The sequence below is a fragment of the Bacteroides eggerthii genome (assembly GCF_025146565.1).
GTDB classification, from domain to species: Bacteria; Bacteroidota; Bacteroidia; order Bacteroidales; family Bacteroidaceae; genus Bacteroides; species Bacteroides eggerthii.
Window position 1 is genome coordinate 3,020,025 of record NZ_CP102258.1, and the last position, 21,615, is coordinate 3,041,639.

Sequence of the window (21,615 nt, forward strand, 5' to 3'; positions counted from 1 at the left end):
AGACTTTACTCTTCTTCAAAACGTAGAGTCTCCACCTTCTCCAGACGCGCCCTCATCTTGGGCATCATCGACTTGCGGATGCGAAGTGTCATACGGCAGTCCATATCATAGGACTGTTCCAGCATCTCCGGTTCCTCCTCTTTCACAATGCGCATTACATCATTCATGAAAGGATATTCAAAGAGAACGGTCACCGTTTCATCCACAGTCTTTTCAATAACGGTAGCGGCAGCGATAGCCTCCGCGGCAGCAGCCTTATATGCCACTATCAAGCCACTTGTTCCCAGCTTTATGCCGCCAAAATAGCGGACAACAACAATCAGTATGTCCGTCAGTTCATTCGAATTTATCTGCCCCAGAATAGGCTTTCCTGCCGTACCGGACGGTTCTCCGTTGTCATTGGCACGAAAGTCCTTGCGTTCATGCCCCAGCATATAGGCATAACACACATGGCGGGCATCGTAGTATTTCTTCTGATAAGTTTCCAGATGCGCCTTTACTTCTTCAACCGTACGGACAGGCAAGGCAATGGCTATGAACTTACTGCGCTTCTCGGTGTAAATCCCTTCGGACAGGGTGGCAATGGTTTTGTACGTATCTTCACTCATGCCGTATAGGTATATGTTTCTTAATCAGCTCCAACAACGGCTTTGCCGCAATTATCAGTGTCACTGCGGTCAGTATCATCAATACGCCGAGCATGATACGCGGCGTGAGTTGCTCACCAAACACCACTACTCCGCAGAACAGCGCCGTCACAGGTTCCAATGCTCCCAGAATGGCAGCCGGCGTGGAGCCTATACGATGAATGGAAAGCGTCATTGCAATCAATGAGATAATAGTAGGAAACAATGCCAACGAAAACACATTCACCCACAACAGTGGAGCGGGTACAGGCTGCAAGGCCGTACAGAAATCCAAACGTACCACATAAATGATAATTCCGAACAGCAAAGCATAGAAAGTCAGCTTTGCCGTTGGCAGATTTTTCAGGGAAGAACGGTTCACACCTACTATATATATGGCATACGTCAGCGAAGACAAGATGACGAACAACACACCCAACAGATTCAAAGTCCTACCATCTCCGCCCTCGTACAGCAGAGAGATGCCCGTAAACGCCAGCGCAATGGAGAACATTGTAATAAACGAAACCTTCTCATGAAAGAAGATCGCCATAATGATAGCCACCATTACCGGATAGACAAACAAGATAGTGGATGCAATACCTGCATCCATATAGTTATAACTCTCAAACAAGAAAAGTGAAGAAAAAGAGAACAACAGTCCCATTACCGCCAGCGGAAGTATATCCGTCTTTTTCAAGGCAAAGGATTGCTTCTTCACTTTCATCAGTATGCCCAGCATTACAATGGCAAAAAAATAGCGATAGAACAAGACGGAATCCACTTTCATTCCCGCCCCGTACAAAGGCAATGCGAACAACGGGTTCAGTCCGTAACTGGCTGCGGCAAGAGCTCCGTAAGTAAATCCTTTAAGACGATCGTTAGTCATGACAGTATTTTTCTTAATCGGGCGCAAAGATACTACTTTTATCCACATCTTGTTCACCTTTCCTTCAAATAGAACTTACGCAGCACGCAAAGCGCAGTATTTATAATAAAGCATACCTACTGCATCAGCCAGCAGCCAACCGATAGGAATAGACCACCAAATGCCTGCCACCCCAATGGAAGGAATGGAAGCAAGCACATACGACAACACCACGCGGGTCCCTAAAGAGATCACCGTAAGCACAACCGACATCCCCGGCATGCGGATAGCGCGGTAATAACCGTAAAGCAGGAACAGGATGCCGATGCCACAATAGAATGTGCCCTCTATGCGCAGATATTCCACGCCGGTAGCAAGAATTTCCACCTCTTCGGGGCGGACAAAGACCAGCATCAGCGGCTCTGCAAATACAAACACAAGCATGGAAACTATCAAGGAAAAGATGACCGCAGTAAGAAAGGCGCTGCGCACTCCCCTGCGGATACGATCATAACGCTTTGCCCCAAAATTCTGCGCTATGAAAGTGGAGAATGCGTTTCCGAACTCCTGCACAGGCATATATGCAAAGGAATCTATCTTTACGGCAGCGGCAAAGGCTGCCATAACGGCCGTACCGAAACTGTTGACCAATCCCTGTATCATCAGGATACCGAAATTCATGACCGACTGCTGCACACAGGTCAGTGTGGAGAAAGAGACTATCTCCTTCAGACTGCAACGGTCAAAGCGCATATCCTCCCGGCGCAGTTGCAGTTCCGGCCGTTTCTTGCCTGTGTAGAGCAGTATCCCCACAGCAGCCACTCCCTGTGCTATGACGGTGGCCGCGGCAGCCCCTTCGATTCCCCAACCCAGTTGCAGGATAAAGAACAGGTCGAGAATGACATTCAGCACAACAGAAACCGCCAGAAACCAAAGAGGAGTCACAGAATCTCCCACAGCCCGCAACAGCGCCGCATAGAAGTTATAGATAAACGTAAAGGCTATGCCACAAAAGATTATCCACAGGTAACTGCGCATCATCCCATAAATGTCCTGCGGCACTTGAAGCAAATGAAGAATAGGGTCTAAGCATATAAATGCCACCACATTCAGCAAGAATGTCACCGCCCCTATCAGTACGAATGAAACAAAAATGCTACGCCGCAAAGCGGACCGGTCTCCTGCCCCGTAGTGCAACGAGAAAACCGTACCGCTACCGATAGACAACCCTAAAAGAATGGAAATAAGAAAAACCATCAACGTATATGCCGACCCCACTGCTGCCAAAGCGCCCGATCCGATACACTGTCCCACAATAAGCGTATCGGCAATATTATAACACTGTTGCAGCAACGAACCTGCCATCATAGGCAAGGTGAAGCGCAACAGCGTACTCGTTATGCCGCCCTGAGTGAGGTTTCCATTTCGTAACATCCGCTACCGTATTTCGATATTTTCGTATTCCGTTTCGTATTTTCCTGCAAAGGTCAGCATTTTCAACATAACAGGAAAGAAAATGGCGGTATAAAATAACGGAGCGCCACATACTTTGCAACGCTCCGTTTCCACATTCATTCTTTAAAATTGTATTTTGATTAGTCCAGTTTATGAATTACCAGTCCCGAACGCAACTTCGGTTCGAACCAAGTAGTCTTGGGGGGCATTATGTTGCCGGTATCGGCAATGTCCATCAACTGTTTCATGGACACAGGATACAGAGCCAAAGCCACCTTCATCTCACCGCTATCCACCCGTTTCTTCAATTCGCCTAAGCCGCGTATACCGCCCACAAAGTCGATACGCTTATCGGAACGAAGGTCCTTGATGCCGAGGATTTCATCCAATATCAAGTTGGACGAGATGGTAACGTCCAGCACACCGATGGGATCATTATCGTTGTAAGTGCCCGGTTTGGCAGTAAGGCTATACCACTTGCCATCCAGATAAAGGGAGAAATTATGCAATCCTGCCGGTTTGTAGATGTCCGTACCCTTTTCTTCCACCGTAAAGTTCTCGCTTACAGCCGTCAGGAATTGTTCGGGAGTCATACCGTTCAAATCCTTCACCACACGATTATAGTCAATGATAGTCAACTGGTTGGCCGGGAAACAAACTGCCATGAAGTAGTTGTACTCCTCATCTCCACGATGATTGGGGTTTTGCTTGGCTTTCTCCGCGCCCACCAGGGCAGCGGCTGCGCTGCGGTGATGTCCGTCTGCAATATAGAGCGCAGGCATCTTGCCGAACTCTTTGGTTATGACGTCAATATCTTCCTGCTTGTCGATAATCCAAAACGTGTGGCCGAAGCCGTCGCCCGGAGCAATAAAGTCGTAAACAGGTTTCTGAGCCGTATAACGGGCAATGACAGCATCCAGCGTGGCATTATCAGGGTAGGCAAAGAATACAGGTTCAATGTTGGCATTGTTCACACGCACATGCTTCATGCGGTCTTCTTCCTTATCCCGACGGGTAAGCTCATGCTTCTTGATGACACCGTTCATATAATCGGGAACGTATGCCCCCACCACCAAACCATATTGCGTTTTGCCATTCATGGTCTGGGCATATACATAATAATTTTCTTTATCGTCCTGCACCAACCAGCCTTTGTCCTGAAACATCCGGAAGTTTTCAGCAGCTTTCTGATAAACACGTTCATCATGTTCGTCCGTACCGATAGGAAAATCTATTTCGGGCTTGATGATGTGATACAAAGACTTTTCGTTTCCCGCCGCTTCTTCACGAGCCTCGGCAGAATTCAGTACGTCGTAAGGGCGGGATGCCACCTGTTCTACTAAATTCTGTGGGGGACGAATCCCTCTAAAAGGTTTTATTGTTGCCATGGTTATTAGAATATAAATTTAAATCAGGCATGAATTACATGGAGTTTCACAGAACAAATAATATGTCCAAAGTTCTGCAAGGTTCCATGCAATCCATGCCTGAATCCAATTACTTATTTACTCGGAACTTCTCGCAACCGTCTTTCAGGAAGCCTACAATCTGCTTGGCAGCGGCAATACCTGCATTGATATTGGCTTCGGCAGTCTGCGCACCCATTTTCTTCGGTGTGGAGAAATAACGGCCGGCAAACTTGGCAGCGAAAGTCTCATTGGCTGCAGGCATGATGTCGGTCATGTATTTCAGGTCGGGACGTTCTTCCATGAGCTGAATCAACTCGGCTTCGTTGATAACCTCCTTGCGGGCGGTATTGACCAGCAAACCGCCTTTCGGCATCTTGTTCACCAAAGCATAGTTAATAGAATTCTTGGTTTCTGCCGTTGCAGGAATATGCAGGGAAACAACATCACAAGTAGAATAAAGCTCTTCGGCAGAAGCGACAGCTTTTACGCCATCCTTCTCAATCACTTCTTTCGGGCAGAAAGCGTCGAAAGCATAGATGTCCATGCCGAAACCCTTGGCGATACGCGCCACATTGCGTCCTACATTGCCATAAGCGTGAATACCCAGCTTCTTGCCCATCAGTTCCGTACCGGAGGTGCCGTTGTACATGTTGCGGACAGCCATTACCATAAGTCCGAAAGCCAGTTCGGCTACGGCATTGGAGTTCTGTCCCGGAGTGTTCATCACACATACGTTGTGGGCAGTGGCGGCAGCCAAGTCCACATTGTCATAACCGGCACCGGCACGTACCACGATTTTCAGTTCTTTGGCGGCGTCCAACACCTCGGCATCGATGATGTCGCTACGTATAATAATAGCATTGGCGTCTTTCACAGCTTCCAGCAATTTCGCCTTGTCACCATATTTTTCCAGCAAAGCAAGTTCATAACCTGCTGCTTCAATTTCTTTGCGGATACCGTCTACTGCAACCTTTGCAAACGGCTTGTCTGTTGCGACTAATACTTTCATGATTTAATGGTATTAAAAAAGATTCACCACAGAACCGCACAGAGTTTCACAGAGTTTTCCTTTTCATTTCTCTGTGGGACTCTGTGCCCTCTGTGGTGAACAAATATTGTTAATGAAGTTTCTCAAATTCCTGCATGCAGTCTATCAAAGCCTGTACGCTTTCTTTCGGCATAGCGTTGTAGCAAGATGCGCGGAAACCGCCTACTGAACGATGTCCTTTGATACCTACCATACCTTTTTCGGTAGCAAACTTCAGGAAGTCTGCTTCAAATTCTTTGTATTCGGGGGCCATTACGAAGCAGATGTTCATGCGTGAACGGTCCTCTTTGGCAGCAGTACCTACGAACATTTTGTTGCGGTCTATCTCGGCATACAGCATATCGGCCTTTTCGATAGCGCGACGTTCCATTTCCTTCACACCGCCTTGTGCCTTGATCCAGCGCAAAGTCTGCAATGCTGCATAAATAGGCACAACCGGAGGGGTATTGAACATTGAGCCACCGTCGATATGTGTCTGATAGTTCAGCATGGTGGGGATGTAACGTGACACCTTGCCCACTGCATCGTTCTTCACGATAACGAATGTCACACCCGCAGGAGCCAGATTCTTCTGTGCACCGCCGTAGATACAGATATATTTGGACACGTCGATAGGACGGGAGAATATATCGGATGACATGTCAGCAATCATCGGCACGTTTACATCCAGGTCTTCTTTCAGCTCCGTACCATAGATCGTATTGTTGGTGGTGATATGGAAATAGTCCACATCAGCCGGTACTGTGTAATCTTTCGGAATATAAGTATAAGTGGCTTCAGCAGAAGAGGCAACTTCTACAACCTCGCCAAAACCTTTGGCTTCTTTCATGGCTTTCTTGGCCCACACACCTGTGTTGAGGTATGCGGCTTTCTTTTCGAGGAAATTGAAAGGAACCATGCAGAATTCCATACTTGCGCCACCGCCCAAGAACAGTACCGAATAACCTTCGGGAATGTTAAGTAGTTCTTTGAACAGTGCTACGGCTTCGTCCACTACGGGCTGGAAGTCTTTAGCGCGGTGGCTAATCTCCATAAGAGAAAGACCGGATCCATTGAAATCTAAAATAGCCTTCGCTGTATCCTCTATCACCTCACGCGGAAGAATGGAAGGTCCTGCATTGAAATTATGCTTTTTCATTTGAAGTTTGTTTTGGTTATACAATTTCGTTCATTTTGTGTCTTTCGACATGGCGAAATTACGGAATTATTTCTGTATTGCAAATCTTTCCTTATAAAAATCCTTCTTTATGGCGCATTTGCCTTACTTTTTATTGGTATATACAAGAATTATACACCAATCTGTTATGTATACTTACCAAAAAAGGTGTTAAAAGGTAAACTGAAAGAAAGAAGCGGAAATAACTTTCTACTATGAATAAAAACTGAAAAGAAAGTGCATATTTATCAGAAGCAAGCCATTCTCCTATGCTTAATAACATTCCCCGCCATGCTTAATAACATCAGTCTACCGGGCTTCTTCTATCAAGGTCTTCATGCCTTTGATTTTTTCTCCACGCAGCAGCGTGAGCAGTTGCTTCACCTTGCTGCGGCGAACTGCCACAAAAGCGTAGTGTTCTTTTACGTCCACCTGTCCCACATCTTCACGCGCCAATCCACCTTTTTTATATAGGAAGCCCACGATGTCCACTTTGTTAAGTTTGTCTTTCTTGCCTTTACCTATATATAAGGTAGTCCAACGGGATTTGGCAGGCTTCGGCGTTTGTTCCGGCAGCCCGAATACGGGGATTTCTTCCGGAAGATAATCGGGCAAACGCTCTTCCGCATGGAGAAGCAGGAAGGACGAGCCGCGTGCTTCCCAACGCGCCGTACGCCCATTGCGGTGCGTAAAGGCTTCCTCGTTGACAGGCATGTGGTAGTGGACAACATTGTCGATGCCCGGAATATCCAATCCGCGTGCGGCAAGGTCGGTGGACACCAGAACGGGGCAACTGCCATTACGGAACTTATAGAGCGCCCGTTCGCGATCTTCCTGCTCCATGCCGCCATGAAAGGCGTCGCAGGGGAATTTCTTTGACTTCAAGTAGGCAGCCACGCGCTCCACACTCTCGCGGTAGTTCACGAACACCAGTGTAGAACGGTCGCCCAAGGTACAAAGCAGGCGGTACAATGTTTCCAGCTTATCTTTTTCGGGCGAAATGACCTTCTGTAAGTCAAGGCGATTGGAAACGGCTTCTTCCGAAAGGAAGTTCAGCCTGATGACTTGTGACGACGGTGTGTCACTGCCGGATACCGCTCCCCCTACTCCTGCAAATTGCGGGATCTCCTCGGCATCTGTTGCCGAAAGCAGCACGCGTTTCTGCAAGGCGGGCAGTTGCCCGATAACCTCTGCCATTTCGTCGTGGAAGCCGAATTCAAGACATTTGTCAAACTCGTCAATCACCAGTGTGGTGACAGAGTGCACCTCGAAGTTCCGTTTCCTCAAATGGTCGTTCATACGGCCGGGAGTACCAATGATGACAGCCGGATTGATGCCCCTCATTGTGCGATGCTCTTCCATTGCCGGGCGTCCGCCATAGCAGCTCATCGCCTTAAAGGGTACATTCATCGACTTGAATACGGTTTCTATCTGCAAGGCAAGCTCACGCGAAGGAACAAGCACCACTGCCTGCACGCCCTGCACATCCGCTTTGAGCGATTGTACCAGCGGCAACAGGAATGCCAGTGTCTTGCCCGAACCTGTGGGCGACAGCAGGACGAGGTCTTTATTGGATTGGTAAGCATCCCGCGCAGCCTCTTGCATCGGGGTGAGCTGTTCTATCTGTAAGTTGCGAAGTATATCGGATTGTTCCATAAATTTCTTTGAATTAATGGAGCAAAGATACGAAAAGATTATATGTTTGATGTACCGGACAATCCTTTTGATTAGCCTGACTATAAAAAAACTCCGGCAAGAGCCAAAGCCCGCCGGAGTTTCCTCACTATTTTACTATTATGTATCTTAACAATGCACCTTATCCGCCGAAGTTGTCGAACATCAGGTTCTGAGCCGGAACGCCGAGGTCGTCGAGCATCTTCTCAACGGCTTTGGACATCGGGCCGGGACCGCACATGTAGTATTCGATATCTTCGGGAGCTTCGTGATCTTTCAGGTAAGTCTCGTAGATTACGTTGTGAACGAAGCCCGGAGTGTACTTCACGCCCGCTGCATCGGCTGCCGGATCGGGACGGTCCAGTGCGAGGTGGAACTTGAAGTTGGGGAAGTCTTTTTCAATCTGCAGGAAGTCTTCCAGATAGAACACTTCATTGAGCGCACGTGCACCGTAGAAATAGTTCATCACGCGGTCGGTAGTATGCAACGTCTTTGTCAGGTGCATAATCTGCGCACGCAACGGAGCCATACCGGCACCACCACCAATCCACATCATTTCCTTCTTGGAGTCGAAAATCGGATGGAAGTCTCCGTAAGGACCGCTCATCGTCACCTTATCACCCGGTTTCAGCGTGAAGATATAGGATGAAGCGATACCCGGCATTACATCCATGAAGCCCGGACCTTGGTCTTTCGGCTTGAACGGAGGAGTGGCGATACGTACCGTCAGCATGATGCGGTCGCCCTCGGCAGGGTAGTTCGCCATAGAGTAGGCACGAATGGTCTCTTCATCGTTACGGCACTTCAAGCCCATCAGGCCGAATTTCTCCCATGCAGGCAGATACTCTTCGCCGATAAGGGATTTGTCGATGTCCTTGTCGTAGTCCATGGAGTATTTAGGAATCTTAATCTGTGCATAAGAACCCGGGATGAAGTCCATGTGCTCACCCTTGGGCAATGCAACGATAAACTCCTTGATGAACGTAGCCACGTTCTTGTTGGAGATGACCTCGCACTCCCACTCTTTTACGCCGAGTACAGACTCGTCGATCTTAATTCCCATGTCGCTCTTCACCTTCACCTGGCAACCCAGACGCCAGTGGTCCTGGATTTGCTTACGGCTGAAGTGAGGTATTTCGGAGGGCAGAATCTCGCCGCCACCTTCCACAACCTGGCATTTGCACTGTCCGCATGAGCCTTTGCCACCGCAAGCGGAGGAAAGAAACACGCCGTTTACGGACAGCGTATTCAGCAGCGTCGAACCGGAAGCTACCTCCAGCTCCTTGTCGCCGTTGATCGTCAATTTCACATTGCCTGAAGGAACCAAGAAGTTCTTGGCTACCAACAGAATAACCACAAGCAACAGAACAACCGCGAGGAATACTCCAATGCTTGCTAATATCATATTCATATCCATTGTCTTATTCCTTTCTTTTAGATGTTCAAACCAGAGAAACACATAAATGCCATTGCCATCAGACCCACTGTGATGAAGGTGATGCCCAAGCCTTTCAGCGGAGCAGGCACATCAGAGTAGGCCATCTTCTCGCGAATGGCAGCCAGACCGACAATAGCCAGCAACCAGCCGATGCCCGAGCCCAGTGCATAGGAAACGGCATCTGCCACGTCACCGATATATTTCGGATCGCTCTCGCCCACGTTGATGCGTTGCTGCATGAAGAGTGACGCACCCATGATGGCGCAGTTCACAGCGATCAGCGGCAGGAAGATACCCAGTGAAGCGTAGAGCGAAGGGCTGAAACGTTCCACAATCATCTCCACCAACTGAACGATAGCGGCAATTACGGCAATGAAAAGAATAAAACTCAGGAAGCTGAGGTCGACACCTTCAATGATGGCGTTGGGACCCAGTACTTTCGTTTGCAACAAATAGTTGACCGGAAGTGTCACCACCAACACGAAAGTTACGGCGATACCCAGTCCTACGGCAGTCTTTACATTCTTTGATACGGCCAGATAAGAGCACATACCGAGGAAGAATGCAAATATCATATTGTCCACAAAAATGGAGCGGACGAATAAACTTAATAAATGTTCCATAATTCTTTTAATTAAGAACTAAGAATTAAGAATCAAGAATCTCCATACAGCAACGGCACAATCTTCATTCATCATTCCTCATTCTTCATTTATATTACTTTTCCTGCAATTCTTTATGGCGTGCACGTTGATACCAGATGATGCAAGCGCAGAGAATCAGCGCCATAGGCGGCATCAGCATCAAGCCGTTGTTCACATATCCAATCTTCTGCAAAGGCTCGTAGTTCAGGATGTTGAAACCAAGCAACGTGCCCGAACCCAGCAGTTCGCGGAAGAAAGCCACGATAACCAAGATCTTGGCGTATCCCAAACCATTGCCCACACCGTCAAGGAAGGACTCCCAGGGACCGTTCTGCATGGCAAATGCTTCCAAACGTCCCATGAGGATACAGTTTGTGATGATCAGACCCACGTATACGGAAAGCTGTACGCTCACATCGTAAGCAAAAGCCTTCAGAATCTCACTTACAATTGTCACCAATGCTGCAACTACCACCAACTGGACGATGATACGGATACGGTTGGGGATGGTCTTACGCAGCAATGAAATCACTACATTGGAGAATGCCGTAATCACCGTTACGGAAAGTCCCATTACGATAGCCGGTTCCAGCTTGGCGGTAACGGCCAAGGCAGAACAGATACCCAGCACCTGTACGGTAACGGGGTTGTTCAGTCCAAGCGGAGTAGAGAATACTTCTTTATTCTTTTTTGAAAACAATGCTCCCATATTCTTATTTCTCCTCATTATTATTAGTTAAAAAGTTCTTGTAGCTGCTCAGACAGGTTTTCAGCATGGCATCCACACCTACCGAGGTGATAGTACCGCCTGAAATGCCGTCCACCTGATAGTCGGGTTTCTCTACCTTTCCGTTCTTCACAACGCCGAGGGCGATTTCACCGTTCTCCAGAGTCTTCTTGCCCGGAAATTCTCCCTGGAACTGGGCGGTTGCGATTTCGGCACCCAGACCCGGAGTTTCGCTGGCATGCGAGAAGTAAACGCCATAAACGGTGTCCTTGTCGCTGTTCAGGGCAACATAACCCCAGATGGCGCCCCAAAGGCCGGCACCGTAAACGGGGAATACATATTTGGTTTCTCCGTCCACTTCTGCCACAAATACGTGCAGGCGGTGGTTTTCCTTAGCTTCCTTTTCGTAGGCGGTGGCAAATGCACCGGTGTTCTCGGCCAGCGTACCGTCCTCGTTCATCAGCATGTCACCCTTGATGTACTTATTATATTCTGCATCGGCATCCTTCACATCCTTGATGTTGAGGGCGGCAAGAATCTGCTTCTTCGTATCCAGCTCCACGTTCTTGTTCTGAGTGGCACGCAGAGAGGAGCTTACGAATGCCAGCAGGAATGCGACGATAACAACCATTACCGAAGCATAAATGATAGTATAACTATTACTATTGGTATTCATTTCTTTTTCCGGTATTTTAATTGTTAGACTTAGCGGTTGCACGTTTCTCGCGGCGGCTGATATTACCCTGTACCACACAGTAGTCAATCAGCGGAGCGAAGATATTCATCAGCAGGATGGCAAGCATCATACCTTCGGGATAACCGGGGTTCAGCACGCGGATAATGATAGCCATTGCGCCGATCAGGAATCCGAAGATGTACTTACCGGTCTCTGTGCGGGCAGAAGTAACGGGGTCGGTAGCCATGAATACGGCGCCGAAGCAGAAACCGCCCAATACGAGATGTTCGTACCAAGGCATTTGAGCCATTGCAGTGTCCGGTCCGATGGTGTTGAACACCCAGCCCATGAATGCACCGCCCACAAATACGGAGAACATCGTTTTCCAGCTTGCGATGCCTGTCCACAGCAGCAGAATGGCGCCGAGGGCAATGGCTATGACGCTGGTTTCACCGATGGAACCCGGAATAAGTCCGGTCACCATGTCCCATGAGAACTCCGGATATGCACCCGCAGTAGCGGCAGCTCCCAGCGGAGTGGCAACGGTGAGTCCGTCTACCGTCTGTCCCAAACCAAAGATGCTGTCGCCCGATACCCAAACGGCATCACCGGACATCTTCGTTGGATAGGCGAAGAACAGGAAAGCACGCGTAATCAGGGCAACGTTGAACACGTTCATACCCGTACCGCCGAATACTTCCTTGGCAAAGATTACGGAGAATGCAGTGGCTACAGCCAGAATCCACAACGGACAGTCCACCGGCACAATCATCGGAATCAGGATACCCGAAACAAGGAAACCTTCCTGAATTTCTTCCTTCTTCCACTGAGCCACAACGAACTCAATGCCCAGACCCACTACGTATGATACAATGATTTTAGGCAATACAGCCAGAAAACCGTAAGCAAACATTTCGATGAAACTGCCGGTTGCCCCGGTAGCGTGGAAATGCTGGTAACCTACGTTATACATACCGAACAGCAGCGCCGGTATCAACGCAATAACCACCATCGACATGATGCGTTTGCTATCGATGGAGTCGTGAATATGCGTTCCCGATTTCGCAGTGGCGTTGGGCACGAACAGGAATGTCTCGAAGCCGTCGAACACCGAACGAAATGCGTGGAATTTGCCGCCCTCTTCAAAGTTCGGCTTTATCTTGTCGAGATAATTTCTTAACGCTTTCATTTATAGTTTTGAATTTTGAATTTTAAATTTTGAATTCTAAAGTTATAAATCGGCGAACTGCCTTTTGGCGCAATTCATAATTCATAAATTTATCATTCATAATTAGTTTACGCCATTTCGGCACGAAGCATGTCGAGACCGGCACGAACAATGCGTTGGATTTCCACTTTGGAAGAACATACGAATTCGCAAAGTGCAAAGTCCTCAGGAGCTACTTCGTAGATGCCCAAAGCCTCCATGCGGTCGATGTCTCCTGCAATAATGGCCTTCAACAGATATTCGGGGAAAATGTCCATAGGGAATACGCGGTCGTACTCGCCCGACATAATCATATGACGTTCGCCACCCTTGATGCGGGCGTCGATCACATATTCTTTCTTGCCCATCAGCCAACTGAAATAAGAACGGTTGACACTGAACTGATTGAAGCGCGGCATAATCCAACCCAGCATTTCGTGGATTTCATCTCCTTCGGGGATTACGGTGAGCTGGCTGTCGAAAGCGCCGAGGAAACCGTTGGCGGCAATCTTCTTGCCTGTCAGCACGTTGCCGCTGATGTAGCGCAGGTCTTTATCGGTGGTTACGTTACCCTTGAACACATCGGTCAGCAATGCTCCTACCTGCAATTTGCAGTAAGCGGGTTTCAGCACTTCGCTGCCTGTTACGGCTACGGTACGGGTGAAATTCACGCGACCGGTGTTCATCAAACGGCCGATGAAGATTACGGCTTCCGCACCGATGGTCCATACCGTCTCGCCTTTCACTACGGGAGAGATGTGGTTGATTTGTACACCTACGTTACCAGCCGGATTAGGACCGTCGAATGCAGTAACGGTAACGTTCTTTGCCTGTACGAGTGCGGCTGATTTTTGTTTTACACTGATACTCAGGTACGTCTTTGCCATTCGGGCCAAAGCGTCAAGTCCTGTCTGGAAGTTTGCTTCCTCGCCTTTCAAGACGAACTCGAAGTCGGGAGCCAACGGATTGCTGTCGAAAGCAGAAATGAAGATTGCCTTCGGAGTCACCGTCGGATCGGCGATCACATCATACGGACGTTGGCGGATGAAAGCGAACATACCGGCTTGCAGCAATGCTTCCTTCACTTCCTGCGCACTCATCTTGGACGGATCCATCTTGCCGAATTCCTCGTAGTCCTGCTCAGCGGCAGCCTCCACCACGATGTTCAGCACCTTACGACGTGCACCGCGTTCCACGCTCGTCACTACGCCGCTTACGGGCGAAACAAATTTCAATTCAGGATGATTCTTGTCGATAAACAAGGGTCCCCCGGCCATTACATACTCCTGTTCTTTCACCACCACTTTCGGAGTGATACCTGTAAAATCATCGGGCACCAACGAGTAAAATCCCGGCTCTTTCACAGACATAAACTCTTCGGCAGCTTTGCCTTTCAGGTTGATGTCAAGGCCTTTGCGTAACTTAATTACATTTGCCATGCGTTTATATAAAATAATGGTTTCATTAATTTGCCCGCAAAAGTAGCAAAAAAGAATGTGAATAAGTAGCAAAAAAGAAAGGAATTACGGAGAAATTTCCGTAATTCCTTTCGTTAACGAACACGAGAAGAGTGAATAGCGATTAGGACGGAGAGATCGCTAATCACTAACCACTAATCTTTTTCTTCTGCAAACATCGGGTCCCATGCCGGCAGGCGGACAGGTTTTTGTTTGAAAAGTTCCATTATTTGAGCGGGGACATATTTGGTTTCCACTACCAGGCGGAACATATATTCGTCGAACCAGTTGTCCGTCATGATGAGGTGGCCTTTATAACCGCTGTCGGCGCCCCAACTATTCTCAACCATCCATTTGACCGGCTTCCCGTCTTTATCCAAATCCACAGCCATCAGCGTCATGGCATGCGAGGAGCCGCTGGAGAAAGTCTGGATGCGTTGCTTCTTATCCATTCCGAAGGTGGTTCCCATGAGTGATTCGTAGTCATAATTTTTCACATCAAGCAGGCCGCGTTCCGAGTTCAGGAACTTACCCACGTCGCAGGAGAAATACATCATGGTGCTGTCTTTCAGAGAAGCAATGGCCATTTGCTTGATGTCCTCTACGGGCAGGTTGACGTAAGTCCAGTTCTTGCCGTCGTAGCGGTGGCGGTCGTAGTCAATCTCATAGCATTTGTAATACTCGCGGCTGGGATCGTTCATCAGCATCACGTAGTTGGTGAGCAGTTGTTTGTCACCATACTTCTCAAGGAAAGACATCGGGGTGTGATGTTCCGTCTCCACCGGGTTGCCTTGTGCATCGGTGCGCACGTAGTCGAACTCCGTAGGCGGAACGCCCAGGTTCAGCACCAGCATGCGGTAGACAGTGCCGAGCATGGCGGTTTTCTCCTTCTCCAGGGCGGCAGGCTTGGCGCCTTTGGCAGCGAGGTCGCGGAGCCGGAGGGCGTATTCCTTCAGCTTCAGAGAAATGAGATTGGCCATACGGGCGGTGTTCTCGCTACTGTTGGTCTCCGGCATGGCACACTTGGGCACAAGGCCGTATTTGGAAACGATATCCGCCACTCCGGTGAATGTGCCTCCGTCACTCAACGGATGTTTCAGCAGCCACTCCACTGTTTTGTCGTCCAACGGCTTTTCCGCAGTATCGATGATGCCTTGCAGAAAAAGGTTGGACTTCTCCAGCTGGTCCCAAAAGAAAGGATATATCTCCGAGAACTCGAAAGACCGGAAACCATAGCGTGCAAGGGCTTTGGCACGCATCACATTCAGCCCTGTGAAGAGCCAGCAACGCCCTGAGGACTTCTGGTCGGTGATGCCTTTGGAGTCCACCTTAATGGAGAAATGGGTATCCATGCCCTGCATGTTCTCTTGATTGAGCGCCAACTTGCGGATGTCGTTGTTGCCAATGGCATTGCGCAGCGCCTTGTCGGACGCCGTCCCTTGATAGCTTTGCTGGATTTGACTGAGCATGGCAGAAGTGATTCCGCCTTGACCGTCCTGTGCCTGCACCGAAAGCAGTGCGGTGCCAAAAACAATTACAGATAAAAAACGTTTATTCATGTCAAGATGTATATATGTATGTATTATGTATGTTGATATAAGAAACAAATTCACCCCACGAGCCCCCAAAAATCATCTCGTGAGATGATCCGTCTCATCCCGCAAGGCAAACAAATTCACCTTACGGAACGGATTTTTCCGTACCACGAGACCGATGAAAAGGCAAATGTAATGTCTTTTTTGATAATTTTAGCGCCCTCTTTAGATTTATTATCTATTCTTCTAAAAACCGATTCAAATAAAATAGTTTTCTTTGCAGCCACATTCGTACGATATGAAAAGATATATACTGGGTATATTTACTATTATACTGACAACTGTAAGTGTTTCAGCACAAGAACAGTCCCCTACGGTTACCAACGACACAACTCCCGCACTGAGCAAAAAGGAACTGCGCAAACAAAGGGTGGCTCGCAGAAATTTCCATTACAACATATTGGGTGGCCCAAGCTATACACCCGACTTCGGTGCGCTGATAGGCGGAAGCGCCCTGATGACCTTCCGTATGAATCCCGGCGACACCACACAACTGCGTTCGGTGCTGCCGATGTCCATAGCCTATATGTTCAAGGGCGGCGTCAACCTGATGGTGAAACCGCAACTCTTCTTTAAAGGCGACCGCTTCCGCATCTTCGGAAAATTCGTCTACAAGAACACTGAAGACAACTTCTACGGCATAGGCTACAATACGAACAAGAATTACATCCGTAGCGACAGCACCAGCAAATATCGTTACAGCGGCATACAAATCAATCCCTGGTTTCTGTTCCGTTTGGGCGAAAGCAACGTGTTTGCCGGCCCCCAAGTGGACATCAACTACGACAAAATCACCGATCCCGCCAAACATCTCATAGAAGAACCCGACTACGTGGCAGCCGGCGGTACGGCAAGCGGTTACAAGAACTTCAACTCCGGCCTGGGCTTCCTCCTTACCTACGACAGCCGCGATATCCCCGCCAACGCTTACAAAGGCGTCTACCTTGACTTCCGGGGTATGATGTACAGCAAGGCGTTTGGCAGCGACAACAACTTCTACCGACTGGAAATGGACTACCGCCAGTACAAGTCCGTAGGCCGCCGCAAGGTGCTCGCCTGGACAGCGCAAAGCAAAAACGTGTTCGGCAACGTCCCCCTCACCCAATATTCACTGACCGGCACTCCCTTCGACCTGCGCGGCTACTACATGGGACAATATCGTGACAAATCCTCTCATGTCATCATGGCCGAATACCGCCAGATGATAAATACCGACCGGAGCAACTGGATGAAGCGCATGCTGCACCACATCGGCTTCGTGGCATGGACCGGATGCGGCTTCATGGGCCCCACCATGGGCAAGATTGAAGGTGTGCTGCCCAACTATGGCGTAGGCCTGCGCATCGAAGTGCAGCCCCGTATGAACGTGCGTCTGGATTTGGGTAAAAACACAGTAAACAACCAAACATTGTTCTACTTCAACATGACCGAGGCTTTTTAAGAAAAAGGATTATTCTGTGATTGACATTGACAATTCTGTAATTAACATTGACAATTCTGTGATTGGCATTGGCAATTTGATGATTGATGATTAACCGCTCACCATAAATCAACAATATATTCCTCCTTTCCCTTGCAGCACTAAAAGATTATACATATCTTTGGACGTTAATCTCAAATTACTGAAAGATAATTATTTATATTCTAATACTGATGGGGGTTCTCGAAATCATCTTTTGGATCGGCTTATTCATTGTGTTCTATACATATATAGGTTATGGAATGATCCTCTATGCCCTTGTCAAACTGAAGGAATGTTTTCGCAAAACAGCCGCCACACCCCCACCGACAGATGACTCCCTCCCCGACCTGACGCTGTTCATCGCCGCCTACAACGAAGAAGACGTCGTAGATGAGAAAATGCGCAACTGCCTTGCTCTGGACTATCCTGCCGACAAACTGCATATACTTTGGGTGACAGACGGCAGCAACGACCGTACCAACGAACGCCTTTCGCACTGGCCGCAGGCCACCGTACTCCACCAGCCCCAACGGCAGGGAAAAACCGCTGCGCTGAACCGGGGAATCCGCTTCGTAACCACACCGCTCGTTGTCTTCACCGATGCCAACACACACCTCAACCGCGAAGCATTGCGCGAAATAGTGCATGCGTTTGCCACCCCCGAAGTGGGCTGCGTGGCAGGAGAAAAGCGCATCGCCGTACAGGCCAAAGACAACGCCGCATCCGGTGGCGAGGGCCTCTACTGGAAATACGAATCCGCTCTCAAGAAACTCGATGCCCGCCTCTACTCCGCAGTAGGAGCAGCCGGCGAGCTGTTCGCCATCCGCCGCGAACTGTTCGAGGAAATGCCTGCTGACACCTTGCTGGACGATTTCATCCTCTCCCTGCGCATCGTGATGCGCGGATACACCATCGCCTATTGTGCCGATGCCTATGCCACCGAAAGCGGTTCGGCAGACATGCACGAAGAGGAAAAACGGAAAGTGCGGATCGCTGCCGGCGGTTTACAGTCCGTCTGGCGCCTGCGCACACTGCTCAACCCGTTGCGCTACGGCACATTTTGTTTCCAATATATCTCCCACCGCGTACTACGGTGGTCGCTGACACCTGTTTTACTATTCTCATTACTTCCTCTGAACACAATTCTTATTTTTACGACAGACTCTCCTTTGTTCTATGCCGTCATCTGGCTCTTGCAAACATTGTTCTACCTCATGGCGAGCTGGGGATATTATTTGTCAAAGAAACGCATCAAAAATAAGATACTCTTTGTTCCCTACTATTTCCTTTTCATGAACATCAACGTTGTACGTGGCTTCAACTACCTGCGCAAACGCCGGGGACAGACCAATGGCGCATGGGAAAAGGCACAAAGAGCTTAACCGATAGAAAAATGAAAAACATCCTGAAAAAGGCAGAGAATGCCGAAAAGCTGTTGAACCTGACGTCAGACACCATGATCCTACTGGATCGGAACGGCGTTTGCGTGGACATCGCAGTGCACGACATCAACCTATGGTTTCTGACAGAAGACCAGTTGTTGGACAAGAACATACTCCAGCTGCTCCCACCCTCCACTTACCGGAAAATCTACCCGGAGTTCAAGAAAGTGCTTCTGCGAGGAGAAGTCTCCAGCCGGAACTATGAGCTTGCCACCGACAGCAAGACCTACTTCTTCAAGTGCATCATGCGCCCCTACGAAGATATGGTGCTCTGCCAATATCGCGACATCACAGAACGAAGCCAGCGCAAACTGGAGTTGGAAAAGAAGAATTACGAGCTGAACGAAATACAGAAAGTAGCGCTCATCGGAAGGTGGTGGTACGACTCCGGCAAGGAATGCATCTGCTACTCCGGATACTCCGACATCACGCTCGATGAGGAACAACAGACCGTCTCACTCGACAGCTACATAACACACATACTGCCCGAAGACAGGGAGATATTCTGCAAATGGCTCGACGAGAACCTGCAAGGAGACATGAAAGAAAGCGTGGAGTATCGCATCCACTTCCGGCAAAAAGTGTTCTATATCCGCCAAAAGACCTTCTCCTGCGAGAAACGCCCCGGTGGACACACAGTCCTCGAAGGATACATACAGAACATCACCGATATCCAGCAGCGGCGCAATGACATCACCCTGCTGACGCATGCCATCAACAACGCCACCGAAGACATCTTTGCCGCCCACGAAGACGGAACCCTCATATTTGCCAACCGCTTCTTCAGGCAGCACCACAACATCGGACTGACAGATGACATCACCCAACTGAAAATCTATCAGGTGAACTCGCACGCACGCAGCGAGGAAGAGTGGAACAGAATAAAAGCGTCCATACCCAAAGGAAGCCAACGCAAAGGGTTCATCTTCTACGACCCTCTGCCCCTCCACCCGGAAGTGCTGGCCATGGAAGGCAATGCCTTTTGGGTGACAAGCGACGAAGGCGAATACAGCCTGTGGGCGTTCGGAAAAGACATCACGCAGCGCATCAAGGACGAGCAACAGATCAAACGGTTCAGCCAAGTGATGGACAAGACCATTGAGAACCTTCCGGCAGGCATCGTCGTGAAAGACATCAAAAACAATTTCAAGTACTTATACCGTAATCGTGAATCGTACAACCGGAACATCCCCATGAAGGAAGCGTTGGGCAAAGACGACTTCGACTTCTACCCCTTTGACATCGCACAGAAAAAGAGAAAGCAGGACATGGAGATAGCCGAAACCGGCATCGAAAAGCATTGGATCACCGAGGAGTACGACCAAAACGGCAAATCCATCATCCTCGACAAACGGAAAATGCGCATCGAGAGCAAAGACTTCTCCCCTATCCTGCTGAGCATCGAATGGGACATCACCGAAATGGAACGGATGAAGCAGGAACTCCTCGTTGCCAAAGAAAAAGCAGAGGCTTCCGACCAATTGAAGTCCGCCTTCCTTGCCAACATGAGCCACGAAATACGCACCCCGCTCAATGCCATTGTAGGCTTCTCCAGAATCATTGCCGAAAGCACCGATGCCGAAGAACGGAAAAGCTTCTACGACATTGTGGAAGCCAACAACGAACGGCTGCTGCAACTAATCAACGAGATTCTCGACCTTTCCAAGATTGAAGCAGGCATAGTGGAGTTCACCATCACTCCCGTCCGCCTACATTCACTCTGCAGGGAGATATACGATGCGCTGAAGTTCCGCTGTCCGCAGGGGGTGAAACTCATCTACGAGCCTTCGGACGAAGAGATAACCATCGAAGGAGACAAGAACCGCATCTTCCAGGTGATATCCAACCTTATCGGAAATGCCTTTAAATTCACCACCCAGGGCAAAGTCAGCTATGGGTATCGCCGCAAAGGAGACGGGATAGAGTTCCACGTCAGCGACACCGGCATCGGCATCGAAGCCGGCAAGTTGGACAAAGTCTTTGAACGTTTCGTCAAGATGAATAGCTTCGCACAAGGCACAGGACTGGGATTGTCCATCTGCAAAACCATTATTGAACGGTTGGGCGGCACAATCTCTGCCAGCTCGGAAATGGGCAAAGGAACCACCTTCACCTTTACCCTGCCTGAGAAACAAGAAGAAACAGCAGGCAAGCATGCCGACATACATAAATCGGGCGTCAACGCCCCAACCTATGCCCAAAAGGAAAACAATGCTTCCCTTTCCGGCGAAGAGCATCAAGGCTCCGAACAGCCCCATGAATCCTCAAAGCCCGGGCTTCCCACCATACTGGTGGCGGAAGATACAGACAGCAATTATATTCTCGTCAGGGCCATTTTGGGAAAGTCATACCATTTGGAACGTGCCAGGGACGGTATGGAGGCCGTAACAATGTTTGAAGAGCTGCATCCCGACCTCATCCTGATGGATATGAAGATGCCCAACCTCGACGGTCTGGATGCTACGAAAATCATTCGTGAACTTTCGCCTAAAATACCCATTATCGCCCTCACCGCCTATGCCTACGAGTGTGACAGGCAAGCAGCCCTGAAGGCCGGATGCAATGAGTTCCTGACAAAGCCCTACAAGCAAGAGGAACTTAAGGAATTGATAGAAAGACATTTGGAAGAGAAAGATGTGCAAAAGCAGAAATGAGCACCGGGGAAAGCCGCAACTTGTAAAAGGTAAATATAAAAGGGCCGTATCCTCCCTCCCTTTCGGAGGGCAATGAT

Annotated in this window: 18 protein-coding genes; 3 read left to right on the plus strand and 15 right to left on the minus strand. The window is 49.0% G+C overall.

Going from position 1 to position 21,615, the window contains the following annotated elements; genetic code table 11:
- Window positions 1-5: 5 nt before the first annotated feature.
- From NQ546_RS12555 to NQ546_RS12625, 15 genes are all read right to left on the minus strand, one after another.
- Window positions 6-608 (minus strand): IMPACT family protein, encoded by a 603-nt coding sequence (locus NQ546_RS12555; protein ID WP_004290767.1) that lies wholly within the window; start codon window positions 606-608, stop codon window positions 6-8.
- Window positions 601-1,515 carry a DMT family transporter gene (locus tag NQ546_RS12560; protein WP_021939691.1) on the minus strand — a complete coding sequence of 305 codons (915 nt, stop codon included), beginning with the start codon at window positions 1,513-1,515 and terminating at the stop codon, window positions 601-603. The genes NQ546_RS12555 and NQ546_RS12560 overlap by 8 nt, the downstream gene beginning before the upstream one ends.
- Window positions 1,516-1,590: 75 nt before the next feature.
- A complete protein-coding gene (locus NQ546_RS12565; RefSeq protein ID WP_004290765.1) occupies window positions 1,591-2,928 on the minus strand; it encodes an MATE family efflux transporter in 1,338 nt (445 codons plus the stop codon).
- A 3-nt stretch (window positions 2,929-2,931) separates the two neighbouring features.
- Complete coding sequence (locus NQ546_RS12570) at window positions 2,932-3,069, minus strand: hypothetical protein (protein ID WP_004290764.1); 138 nt, start codon at window positions 3,067-3,069, stop codon at window positions 2,932-2,934.
- A 20-nt stretch (window positions 3,070-3,089) separates the two neighbouring features.
- Window positions 3,090-4,337 carry a DUF1015 domain-containing protein gene (locus NQ546_RS12575; RefSeq protein WP_004290763.1) on the minus strand — a complete coding sequence of 416 codons (1,248 nt, stop codon included), beginning with the start codon at window positions 4,335-4,337 and terminating at the stop codon, window positions 3,090-3,092.
- A gap of 109 nt (window positions 4,338-4,446) precedes the next feature.
- Window positions 4,447-5,367 (minus strand): NAD(P)-dependent oxidoreductase, encoded by a 921-nt coding sequence (locus tag NQ546_RS12580; RefSeq protein ID WP_004290762.1) that lies wholly within the window; start codon window positions 5,365-5,367, stop codon window positions 4,447-4,449.
- 109 nt (window positions 5,368-5,476) lie between these two features.
- Window positions 5,477-6,544 (minus strand): 3-phosphoserine/phosphohydroxythreonine transaminase, encoded by a 1,068-nt coding sequence (serC, locus tag NQ546_RS12585; protein WP_004290761.1) that lies wholly within the window; start codon window positions 6,542-6,544, stop codon window positions 5,477-5,479.
- 327 nt (window positions 6,545-6,871) lie between these two features.
- Entirely contained in the window at window positions 6,872-8,218 is a 1,347-nt protein-coding gene (locus NQ546_RS12590; protein ID WP_004290759.1) for a DEAD/DEAH box helicase, read from the minus strand.
- Between the two features lie 160 nt (window positions 8,219-8,378).
- Window positions 8,379-9,653, minus strand: coding sequence for an NADH:ubiquinone reductase (Na(+)-transporting) subunit F (gene nqrF / locus NQ546_RS12595; protein WP_004294325.1), 1,275 nt, complete (start codon window positions 9,651-9,653; stop codon window positions 8,379-8,381).
- A gap of 17 nt (window positions 9,654-9,670) precedes the next feature.
- On the minus strand, window positions 9,671-10,297 hold the full coding sequence (gene nqrE / locus NQ546_RS12600; protein ID WP_004290757.1) for an NADH:ubiquinone reductase (Na(+)-transporting) subunit E: 627 nt from the start codon (window positions 10,295-10,297) through the stop codon (window positions 9,671-9,673).
- A 94-nt stretch (window positions 10,298-10,391) separates the two neighbouring features.
- On the minus strand, window positions 10,392-11,027 hold the full coding sequence (locus NQ546_RS12605) for an NADH:ubiquinone reductase (Na(+)-transporting) subunit D (protein WP_004294324.1): 636 nt from the start codon (window positions 11,025-11,027) through the stop codon (window positions 10,392-10,394).
- 4 nt (window positions 11,028-11,031) lie between these two features.
- Window positions 11,032-11,721 (minus strand): Na(+)-translocating NADH-quinone reductase subunit C, encoded by a 690-nt coding sequence (locus tag NQ546_RS12610; RefSeq protein WP_004294323.1) that lies wholly within the window; start codon window positions 11,719-11,721, stop codon window positions 11,032-11,034.
- 16 nt (window positions 11,722-11,737) lie between these two features.
- Entirely contained in the window at window positions 11,738-12,910 is a 1,173-nt protein-coding gene (locus NQ546_RS12615; protein ID WP_004290754.1) for an NADH:ubiquinone reductase (Na(+)-transporting) subunit B, read from the minus strand.
- 107 nt (window positions 12,911-13,017) lie between these two features.
- Complete coding sequence (locus tag NQ546_RS12620; RefSeq protein ID WP_004290753.1) at window positions 13,018-14,367, minus strand: Na(+)-translocating NADH-quinone reductase subunit A; 1,350 nt, start codon at window positions 14,365-14,367, stop codon at window positions 13,018-13,020.
- Between the two features lie 173 nt (window positions 14,368-14,540).
- Entirely contained in the window at window positions 14,541-15,944 is a 1,404-nt protein-coding gene (locus NQ546_RS12625) for a C1 family peptidase (protein WP_004290752.1), read from the minus strand.
- A gap of 274 nt (window positions 15,945-16,218) precedes the next feature.
- Here NQ546_RS12625 and NQ546_RS12630 point away from each other — a divergent pair, with 274 nt between their 5' ends.
- From NQ546_RS12630 to NQ546_RS12640, 3 genes are all read left to right on the plus strand, one after another.
- Window positions 16,219-17,421 carry a BamA/TamA family outer membrane protein gene (locus tag NQ546_RS12630; RefSeq protein WP_004294322.1) on the plus strand — a complete coding sequence of 401 codons (1,203 nt, stop codon included), beginning with the start codon at window positions 16,219-16,221 and terminating at the stop codon, window positions 17,419-17,421.
- 212 nt (window positions 17,422-17,633) lie between these two features.
- Complete coding sequence (locus NQ546_RS12635; RefSeq protein ID WP_004290749.1) at window positions 17,634-18,824, plus strand: glycosyltransferase family 2 protein; 1,191 nt, start codon at window positions 17,634-17,636, stop codon at window positions 18,822-18,824.
- A gap of 11 nt (window positions 18,825-18,835) precedes the next feature.
- Window positions 18,836-21,538, plus strand: coding sequence for a PAS domain-containing hybrid sensor histidine kinase/response regulator (locus NQ546_RS12640; protein ID WP_172556395.1), 2,703 nt, complete (start codon window positions 18,836-18,838; stop codon window positions 21,536-21,538).
- Window positions 21,539-21,615 lie beyond the last annotated feature (77 nt).

Bases quoted from the DNA above. Each gene is read 5' to 3' on its own strand.
- NQ546_RS12555 (WP_004290767.1), bottom strand. From the start codon at position 608: ATGAGTGAAGATACGTACAAAACCATTGCCACCCTGTCCGAAGGGATT.
- NQ546_RS12560 (WP_021939691.1), bottom strand. From the start codon at position 1,515: ATGACTAACGATCGTCTTAAAGGATTTACTTACGGAGCTCTTGCCGCA.
- NQ546_RS12565 (WP_004290765.1), bottom strand. From the start codon at position 2,928: ATGTTACGAAATGGAAACCTCACTCAGGGCGGCATAACGAGTACGCTG.
- NQ546_RS12570 (WP_004290764.1), bottom strand. From the start codon at position 3,069: ATGAATGTGGAAACGGAGCGTTGCAAAGTATGTGGCGCTCCGTTATTT.
- NQ546_RS12575 (WP_004290763.1), bottom strand. From the start codon at position 4,337: ATGGCAACAATAAAACCTTTTAGAGGGATTCGTCCCCCACAGAATTTA.
- NQ546_RS12580 (WP_004290762.1), bottom strand. From the start codon at position 5,367: ATGAAAGTATTAGTCGCAACAGACAAGCCGTTTGCAAAGGTTGCAGTA.
- serC (WP_004290761.1), bottom strand. From the start codon at position 6,544: ATGAAAAAGCATAATTTCAATGCAGGACCTTCCATTCTTCCGCGTGAG.
- NQ546_RS12590 (WP_004290759.1), bottom strand. From the start codon at position 8,218: ATGGAACAATCCGATATACTTCGCAACTTACAGATAGAACAGCTCACC.
- nqrF (WP_004294325.1), bottom strand. From the start codon at position 9,653: ATGGATATGAATATGATATTAGCAAGCATTGGAGTATTCCTCGCGGTT.
- nqrE (WP_004290757.1), bottom strand. From the start codon at position 10,297: ATGGAACATTTATTAAGTTTATTCGTCCGCTCCATTTTTGTGGACAAT.
- NQ546_RS12605 (WP_004294324.1), bottom strand. From the start codon at position 11,027: ATGGGAGCATTGTTTTCAAAAAAGAATAAAGAAGTATTCTCTACTCCG.
- NQ546_RS12610 (WP_004294323.1), bottom strand. From the start codon at position 11,721: ATGAATACCAATAGTAATAGTTATACTATCATTTATGCTTCGGTAATG.
- NQ546_RS12615 (WP_004290754.1), bottom strand. From the start codon at position 12,910: ATGAAAGCGTTAAGAAATTATCTCGACAAGATAAAGCCGAACTTTGAA.
- NQ546_RS12620 (WP_004290753.1), bottom strand. From the start codon at position 14,367: ATGGCAAATGTAATTAAGTTACGCAAAGGCCTTGACATCAACCTGAAA.
- NQ546_RS12625 (WP_004290752.1), bottom strand. From the start codon at position 15,944: ATGAATAAACGTTTTTTATCTGTAATTGTTTTTGGCACCGCACTGCTT.
- NQ546_RS12630 (WP_004294322.1), top strand. From the start codon at position 16,219: ATGAAAAGATATATACTGGGTATATTTACTATTATACTGACAACTGTA.
- NQ546_RS12635 (WP_004290749.1), top strand. From the start codon at position 17,634: ATGGGGGTTCTCGAAATCATCTTTTGGATCGGCTTATTCATTGTGTTC.
- NQ546_RS12640 (WP_172556395.1), top strand. From the start codon at position 18,836: ATGAAAAACATCCTGAAAAAGGCAGAGAATGCCGAAAAGCTGTTGAAC.